The sequence below is a fragment of the Patulibacter medicamentivorans genome (assembly GCF_000240225.1).
GTDB lineage: Bacteria > Actinomycetota > Thermoleophilia > Solirubrobacterales > Solirubrobacteraceae > Patulibacter > Patulibacter medicamentivorans.
The window spans coordinates 1-7,131 of the sequence record NZ_AGUD01000214.1; the positions used below are offsets into that span (position 1 = coordinate 1).

General features: G+C 72.7%; 8 protein-coding genes. 5 read left to right on the plus strand and 3 right to left on the minus strand.

What is annotated here, in order from left to right; translation table 11 throughout:
* The coding region (locus tag PAI11_RS13840; protein WP_040600301.1) for a TetR family transcriptional regulator at positions 1 to 443 on the minus strand (443 nt) is incomplete at its 3' end.
* A 314-nt stretch (positions 444 to 757) separates the two neighbouring features.
* Between PAI11_RS13840 and PAI11_RS13845 the strand changes: the two genes are divergently transcribed.
* Together PAI11_RS13845 and PAI11_RS13850 are read left to right on the plus strand one after the other, a co-directional pair.
* Positions 758 to 1,747, plus strand: a complete 990-nt coding sequence (locus tag PAI11_RS13845) for a malate dehydrogenase (RefSeq protein WP_007575801.1) — start codon at positions 758 to 760, stop codon at positions 1,745 to 1,747.
* A 339-nt stretch (positions 1,748 to 2,086) separates the two neighbouring features.
* Positions 2,087 to 2,461: a helix-turn-helix domain-containing protein gene (locus PAI11_RS13850; protein ID WP_007575804.1), complete on the plus strand. Its 375-nt coding sequence runs from the start codon at positions 2,087 to 2,089 to the stop codon at positions 2,459 to 2,461.
* A 99-nt stretch (positions 2,462 to 2,560) separates the two neighbouring features.
* Here the strand turns inward: PAI11_RS13850 and PAI11_RS13855 are convergent, their stop codons facing one another.
* On the minus strand, positions 2,561 to 3,004 hold the full coding sequence (locus PAI11_RS13855) for an SRPBCC family protein (RefSeq protein WP_007575805.1): 444 nt from the start codon (positions 3,002 to 3,004) through the stop codon (positions 2,561 to 2,563).
* A gap of 79 nt (positions 3,005 to 3,083) precedes the next feature.
* Entirely contained in the window at positions 3,084 to 4,007 is a 924-nt protein-coding gene (locus tag PAI11_RS13860) for an NAD-dependent epimerase/dehydratase family protein (RefSeq protein WP_007575807.1), read from the minus strand.
* 413 nt (positions 4,008 to 4,420) lie between these two features.
* Here PAI11_RS13860 and PAI11_RS24480 point away from each other — a divergent pair, with 413 nt between their 5' ends.
* The 3 genes from PAI11_RS24480 to PAI11_RS13870 all read left to right on the plus strand — a co-directional run.
* Entirely contained in the window at positions 4,421 to 4,675 is a 255-nt protein-coding gene (locus PAI11_RS24480) for a hypothetical protein (protein WP_050897248.1), read from the plus strand.
* A 214-nt stretch (positions 4,676 to 4,889) separates the two neighbouring features.
* Positions 4,890 to 6,110: an acetyl-CoA C-acetyltransferase gene (locus tag PAI11_RS13865; protein ID WP_007575812.1), complete on the plus strand. Its 1,221-nt coding sequence runs from the start codon at positions 4,890 to 4,892 to the stop codon at positions 6,108 to 6,110.
* Between the two features lie 42 nt (positions 6,111 to 6,152).
* The coding region (locus PAI11_RS13870; RefSeq protein WP_040600302.1) for an enoyl-CoA hydratase-related protein at positions 6,153 to 7,131 on the plus strand (979 nt) is incomplete at its 3' end.

Sequence of the window (7,131 nt, forward strand, 5' to 3'; positions counted from 1 at the left end):
CGATCGATCCCGGCTCGCACCAGGTCGGCGAAGCCGTCGGCGTAGGCGCGGCGGTAGGTCAGCCGCTCCGCCTCGACGGCGGGGTCGATCGGCTCGGCCAGCAGCGCCCAGGCCAGGCGGCGGCCGGCGAGCGCGCGGCGGGCGAAGGTGCCGGCCGCGGCGGCGATCGCGGCGGGCGCGTCGTCGCCGAACGGGCGGGCGGCGGCGAGCGTGGCCTCGACCTCGTGGCCGGAGGCGTGGCGGAAGACCTGGCTCAGCAGCTCGGCCTTCGACGGGAAGTGGCGGTAGACCGACCCCGTCGCGACGCCGGCGCGGGCGGCGAGGGCGGCGACCGACGCCGCGCGGTAGCCGTCCTGCGCCAGCAGCTCGCGCGCGGCCCGCAGCAGGGACTCGCGGGCGGCGAGCCGGCGGGCCTCGGTGCGGGCGGTCGGACGGTAGGCCACGCAAGTAGTGAATCACGATTCAGAGCTTGGCGCCGATGGTCCCGGGTGGCCGCCGCGGGAGCCGATGCGACGTTCCGGTCGCTGAGAGGCCGGAACGTCCCGATCGGCGGCGGCCGATGCCGTCAGCGGGCGGCTGGACGTGACGTTCCGGACGGTGTGCGACCGGAACGTCGCAGGCGGCGGCGGGCAGCCGCCGGCGGCAGCCGGCGGCCGAACGCGGACGCGGGATAGCATCGGCCGCGCATCGAGCACCCGGTCGCCTGCCGCGCCGGGCCCCCGCCGCTGCACCTCCCGTACGAACGCAGGAGCACCACATGACCCAGTCGCCCGTCAACGTCACCGTCACCGGCGCCGCCGGCCAGATCGGCTACGCACTGCTGTTCCGCATCGCCAGCGGCCATCTGCTCGGTCCCGACACGCCGGTGAAGCTGCGGCTGCTGGAGATCCCGCAGGCCGTCAAGGCCGCCGAGGGCACCGCGATGGAGCTCGACGACTGCGCCTTCCCGCTGCTCGCGGGGATCGACATCTTCGACGACGCCAAGCAGGCGTTCGACGGCGCCAACGTCGGCCTGCTGGTCGGCGCGCGCCCGCGCACGAAGGGCATGGAGCGCGGCGACCTGCTCGAGGCCAACGGCGGCATCTTCAAGCCCCAGGGCGAGGCGATCAACGCCGGCGCCGCCGACGACATCAAGATCCTCGTGGTCGGCAACCCGGCCAACACCAACGCCCTGATCGCTCAGGCCCACGCGCCGGACGTCCCGGCCGAGCGGTTCACCGCGATGACCCGCCTGGACCACAACCGCGCGATCTCGCAGCTGGCCGCCAAGCTCGGCGTGCCGGTCACCGAGATCAAGAAGCTGACGATCTGGGGCAACCACTCGGCCACCCAGTACCCGGACCTGTTCCACGCCGAGGTCGGCGGCCGCAACGCCGCCGAGGCCGTCGGCGACCAGGCCTGGCTGGAGAACGACTTCATCCCGACCGTCGCCAAGCGCGGCGCGGCGATCATCGAGGCCCGCGGCGCCAGCTCGGCCGCCTCGGCCGCCAACGCCGCCATCGACCACGTCCACACCTGGGTCAACGGCACCGCCGAGGGCGACTGGACCTCGATGGGCATCCCGTCCGACGGCTCCTATGGCGTCCCCGAGGGGATCATCTCCTCGTTCCCCGTCACCACCAAGGACGGCGCGTACGAGATCGTCCAGGGCCTCGAGATCGACGACTTCTCGCGCGCCCGCATCGACGCGACCGTCGCCGAGCTGGTCGAGGAGCGGGACGCGGTCAAGGGCCTCGGCCTGATCTAGGCCCGGTTCGCGCGCGGGGTCCGCCCGGGCTCCGCGCTGCTCGGGTTCCCGGGCGGCGCTGGGTTCAGGTCGCGGCTCGGCGATCGGCTGGGGCCGGGTGGGGGTTCTCCCAGCCGGCCGTTCGCCGACCTGCCGAGCTCGGCTCGGTGTTGGGTGGTGGTTCAGCTCGGGATGGTGCCGGCGGGGGATGACCCTCTCCGGTCCAGTCGCCCGCAGCGCCCATCCCATCCTCTTCTTGGGCAGCCATATTCCTGTTAGGGTTCTCCCGCCCTCGGGCGGATGCGGTGGCGAACGCTGCCGGAAACCGCCCGTCCCATCCCAATGATCGGGAGACCGACCGTGTCCGACTTCCTCGAAGAGAAGCGCCGCGAGATCAAGGTTCGCCTCGAAGAGCTGGCTCCGGCGGTCGCCGAGCACGAGCGCCTGCAGCGGGCGCTGGACGCGCTGGACGGGCTCGACCGCCCCGGTGCCGCGACCCGCGCGCCGCGCGCCGCCGCCGGCGGCACCCGTCGCGCCGGCCGCCCGCGCGGCAGCGGCGAGCGCTCCCGTCAGGCGCTCGAGCTGATCCGCAAGGAGCCGGGCCTCGGCGCGACCGAGATCGCCCGCCAGATCGGCGTCCACCCCAACTACGCCTACCGGATCCTCCCGGGCCTGGAGGAGCAGGGCCTGGTCGAGAAGCGCGACCGGACGTGGTACCCGAAGGACGCGGCGTAGCGGCGTCGCAGCGCCCGGGCCCCGTCGGCTCGGGCGCGTCGCGGGTCGGGCATCGGGCGGCCGGGCGATCCCGCGAGGCCCTGGGCGCGGTCGGCCGGGCTAGTCGCGCAGGAGGTCCTTCAGCCGCGCCAGCGACGCGTGGGCCTCGCGCTCGGGGATTCCACCCATCAGCGCCCTGGAGGCGACCGCGCCGAGCGGGCCCATCGGGGCCACGAACTCGTTGCGATAGTGGAACAGGGTGCCCTCGCCGTGGGGCTCCAGGTGGTACTCGATGTGGGCCTTGGCGCCGGCCGGGCCCTTGCCCTCCCAGTGCGCGTGGAACGGTGGGGTGAGCTCCTCCAGGACCCACTTCACCTTCACCGGGGCGCCGCGGATGACGTAGCGCTGAGCCATCTTGAAGCCCACCCGCGGCGGGCCGCTGTCGGTCGAGATCAGTTCCTTGTGGATGGTGACCCACCGCTCGAACTGCGTGGGATCCATCACCACCGCCCACACGCGCTCGGGAGGAGCGGGCAGCTCGGCGGTGACGACGACGGCGCTCATGGCGGGACCCTATCCGGCGAGGCTCCTCCGGCGGCTCCTCCCTGGGACAGCCGGCGGCTTGCCGTCCCACGGGGGTCCGTCAGCGCGCGCGCAGCGGCTCGCTCCGCTCCCACTCGCCGAGCGCGTGCTCGACGGCCCGGTCGAAGCTGTGGGGACGGACGCCGAGCAGGCCGACCCAGCGGTCGTCGCGGGCGATCAGGTCGCCGGTCAGGCCACCCATCAACGGCAGGATCAGGTCGGGGTCCTCGCCGGCGACGACCGCCGCGACCCGGCCCGCGATCCCGGTGATCGTGAGCGGGAAGCCGACCACCGGCCGGCGGAGGATCAGCAGGTCGCGGATCCGCTCGACCATCTCGCCGTAGGAGAGGACGTCGGGTCCGGCGATGTCCAGCGACAGCCGCGGGTGATCGCCGAGCTCCACGGTCGCGGCCCGGCGGAGGGCGGCGATCACGTCGCGCTCGTCGATCGGCTGGGTGCGGTGGGTCCGCCACGGCGGCAGGGCGAGCACCGGCATCCGCTCGACCAGCCGCACCAGGAAGCGGAACGAGCGCGAGCGAGCGCCGATCGCGATCGAGGCCCGCAGCGCGACCGCCTCGGGCGCGGCCTCCAACAGCGTCTCCTCGACGATCAGGCGGCTGCGGAGGTGCGGGGTCAGCGTCCGCGTCTCGTCGACCATCACGCCCAGGTAGACGATCCGGCGGACCCCCGAGCGGCGGGCCGCCTCGGCGAACTGCTCGGCCCCGAGCCGCTCGCGGGCCTGGAAGTCGGCGTTGCCCTCGCCGCCGGCCTCCATCGAGTGGACCAGGTAGTAGGCGACGTCGACCCCGTCGAGCGCCTCGTCGAGCCCGGCCCCGGTCAGGACGTCGCCGGTCGTCACCGGGATCGGAACCGTGACGCGGGCGGGGTCGCGGGCGAACCCGCGCACGTCGTGGCCGGCCCGCAGCAGCGGCGGGACCAGGGCGGAGCCGACGAACCCCGAGGTGCCGGTGACGAGGATCTGCATCGCGGGGGATGATGGCGCAGCCGACGGGACGGGCCGCGCCTCCTCGCACCACCGCGCGCCGCCTGGCCACCCGGCCGCCCGCTCGCTCACGTCGGGCCGACGTGAGCCGCCCGGGATCCGGGGCGACGAGCGCGTCGAACCTGCACCGTTCTCTGCGATTTGCGGAGTTCCTGCACGACTCGTTCACGAAAAGTGACCAATTACCGGGAACAAGGGGTGCAGAGCCCGCGCCGGTGTGGTTCGATGCCGCTCACGTCGCGACCACGGGTCGCGACGAGACCTCGCCGAGGACGTCGGAGCGCCACCAGCCGGTGGCCGATCCTCGCACGTCCCGAAGTCGTCCGTTCCCCGTCCCCGCGGGGTGCGGCAGCCCCTGTCCGCACTCGCACACCAGCCCCCCGGAACCCACCCACGTGACCCCAGCCACCGATCGTTCTCGCGCCCGCACCACCCGCGTCGCTCCTCCGAGCTGCGGGGACTGCTTCTTCCGGCGGCACATGCTGTGCGCGCTGGACCGCGACGATCCGTGCGCCACCTTCCGCCCCGACCGGGCCGAGGGCCTCGAGCCGCCGCGCCAGATGCGGATCATGTTCCGGCCCGAGCGCGTGACCGGCACGCCCTTCGCCTTCCCGACCGCCGAGGAGCAGGCAGCGCGCTACGCGGCCTGAGCGGCGGCCGGGCCAAGGCTGGACGGCCTGCGCCGACCGTCCTCGGCCGCCCGCGGACCGGAGTTGGCTGGCCAGCCAACCATTGGGGCGAAACCAGCTACCATTCGCCGGGCCGCCGTCGACCGCCCGGTCGTCGGCCACGTCGCCACCCGCGGTCTGGAGCCCGAGCAACCGGGCCCGGCACCGCGAGCATCCCCATCACAGGAGTTCCACCATGGGCAGCAGTGAAGCGCTGGTCTTCGACGCGATCCGTACGCCGCGCGGCAAGGGCAAGAGCAACGGCTCGCTCCACGCGACCAAGCCGGTCGACCTGGTCGTCGGCCTGATGCACGAGACGCTCGGACGCAACCCGCAGCTCGATCCCAACACGATCGACGACGTCGTCCTCGGCTGCGTGTCGCCGGTCGGCGACCAGGGCGCCGACATCGCCAAGACGGCCGCGCTCAAGGCCGGCCTGCCGAACACGGTCGCGGGCGTCCAGCTCAACCGCTTCTGCGCGTCCGGCCTCGAGGCCGTGAACATCGCCGCGCAGAAGGTCGCCTCCGGCCTCGGCGACGACCTGATCCTCGCCGGCGGCGTCGAGTCGATGTCGCGCGTGCCGATGGGCTCCGACGGCGGCGCCTGGGCGATGGACCCGGAGACGAACTACGACACCTACTTCGTCCCGCAGGGCGTCGGCGCCGACCTGATCGCCACGCTCGAGGGCTTCACGCGCGAGGACGTCGACGCCTTCGCCGTCCGCTCGCAGGAGCGCGCCGCGGCCGCCGAGGACGCCGGCTACTTCAGCGACTCGGTGGTCGCCGTCAAGGACCTCAACGAGCAGGTCGTGCTCGACAAGGACGAGTTCATCCGCCGTGGCACCACCGTCGACAGCCTCGCCAAGCTGAAGCCGTCGTTCGCGGCGATGGGCGAGATGGGCGGCTTCGACGACGTCGCCCTCCAGAAGTACCACTGGGTCGAGAAGATCGACCACGTCCACCACGCCGGCAACAGCTCGGGCATCGTCGACGGCGCGTCGCTGCTGACGATCGGCAACGAGACGACCGCCGAGCGCAACGGGCTGAAGCCGCGTGCCCGGATCCTCGCGACCGCCGTCTCCGGCGCCGACCCGACGATCATGCTGACCGCGCCCGGCCCGGCCTCGAAGAAGGCGCTGGCGAAGGCCGGCCTGCAGGCCTCCGACCTCGACCTGGTCGAGATCAACGAGGCGTTCGCGGCCGTCGCGATGCGCCTGATCAAGGATCTCGACATCGATCCCGAGATCACCAACGTCAACGGCGGCGCGATCGCGATGGGCCACCCGCTCGGCGCGACCGGCGGCATGATCCTGGGGACCCTGATCGACGAGCTGCACCGCCGCGGCAAGAAGTACGGCCTGGCGACGCTCTGCGTCGGCGGCGGCATGGGCATCGCGACCGTCGTCGAGGCGATCTGAGCAGCGCTCGGATCGCACGCACCTGAGAGGAACGAGAACGAGATGACGTTCACGAACACCATCCGCTGGGAGCAGCTCGACGGCGGGATCGTCAACCTGGTCCTGGACGACCCGAACCAGTCGGCGAACACGATGAACGCCGACTACGGCGCGTCGATGCACGCGGCGGTCGAGCGGCTCGTCGCCGAGAAGGACCAGATCACCGGCGTGATCATCACCTCGGCGAAGAAGACCTTCTTCGCCGGCGGCGACCTCAACGACCTGATCAAGGCGACCCCGGCCGACGCTCCGGCGATCACCGAGAACCTCGAGACGATCAAGGGCGACCTGCGCAAGCTCGAGACGCTCGGCAAGCCGGTCGTCGCGGCGATCAACGGCGCGGCGCTCGGCGGCGGCCTGGAGATCGCGCTCGCGACCCACCACCGGGTCGTCGTCGACGACCCGAAGATCCAGATCGGCCTGCCCGAGGTGAGCCTCGGCCTGCTGCCCGGCGGCGGCGGCGTCGCCCGCATCACGCGGATGCTCGGCATCGCCGGCGGCCTGATGAACGTCCTGCTCCAGGGCCAGCGCCACCGTCCGGCCAAGGCGCTCGAGCTGGGCATCGTCAGCGAGCTCGTCGCCAGCCCCGACGACCTGCTGCCGGCGGCCAGGAAGTTCATCGCCGAGAACCCCGAGGCGGTCCAGCCCTGGGACATCAAGGGCTACAAGATCCCGGGCGGCACGCCGAGCAACCCGAAGCTCGCGGCCAACCTGCCGGCGTTCCCCTCGAACCTGCGCAAGCAGCTCAAGGGCGCCAACATGCCGGCCCCGAAGGCGATCATGTCGGCCGCGGTCGAGGGCGCGCAGGTCGACTTCGACAACGCGCTGAAGATCGAGGGCCGCTACTTCGTCGACCTCGTCACCGGTCAGGTGGCGAAGAACATGACGCAGGCGTTCTTCTTCGACCTGCAGGCGGTCAACGGCTCGCGTGGCCGGGCCAAGGACCGCGAGACGTGGAGGGCGACCAAGGCGGTTGTCCTGG

Excerpts from the sequence above, each read along its gene's own strand:
- PAI11_RS13845 (WP_007575801.1), top strand. The coding sequence starts at position 758 with ATGACCCAGTCGCCCGTCAACGTCACCGTCACCGGCGCCGCCGGCCAG.
- PAI11_RS13855 (WP_007575805.1), bottom strand. The coding sequence starts at position 3,004 with ATGAGCGCCGTCGTCGTCACCGCCGAGCTGCCCGCTCCTCCCGAGCGC.
- PAI11_RS13860 (WP_007575807.1), bottom strand. The coding sequence starts at position 4,007 with ATGCAGATCCTCGTCACCGGCACCTCGGGGTTCGTCGGCTCCGCCCTG.
- PAI11_RS13865 (WP_007575812.1), top strand. The coding sequence starts at position 4,890 with ATGGGCAGCAGTGAAGCGCTGGTCTTCGACGCGATCCGTACGCCGCGC.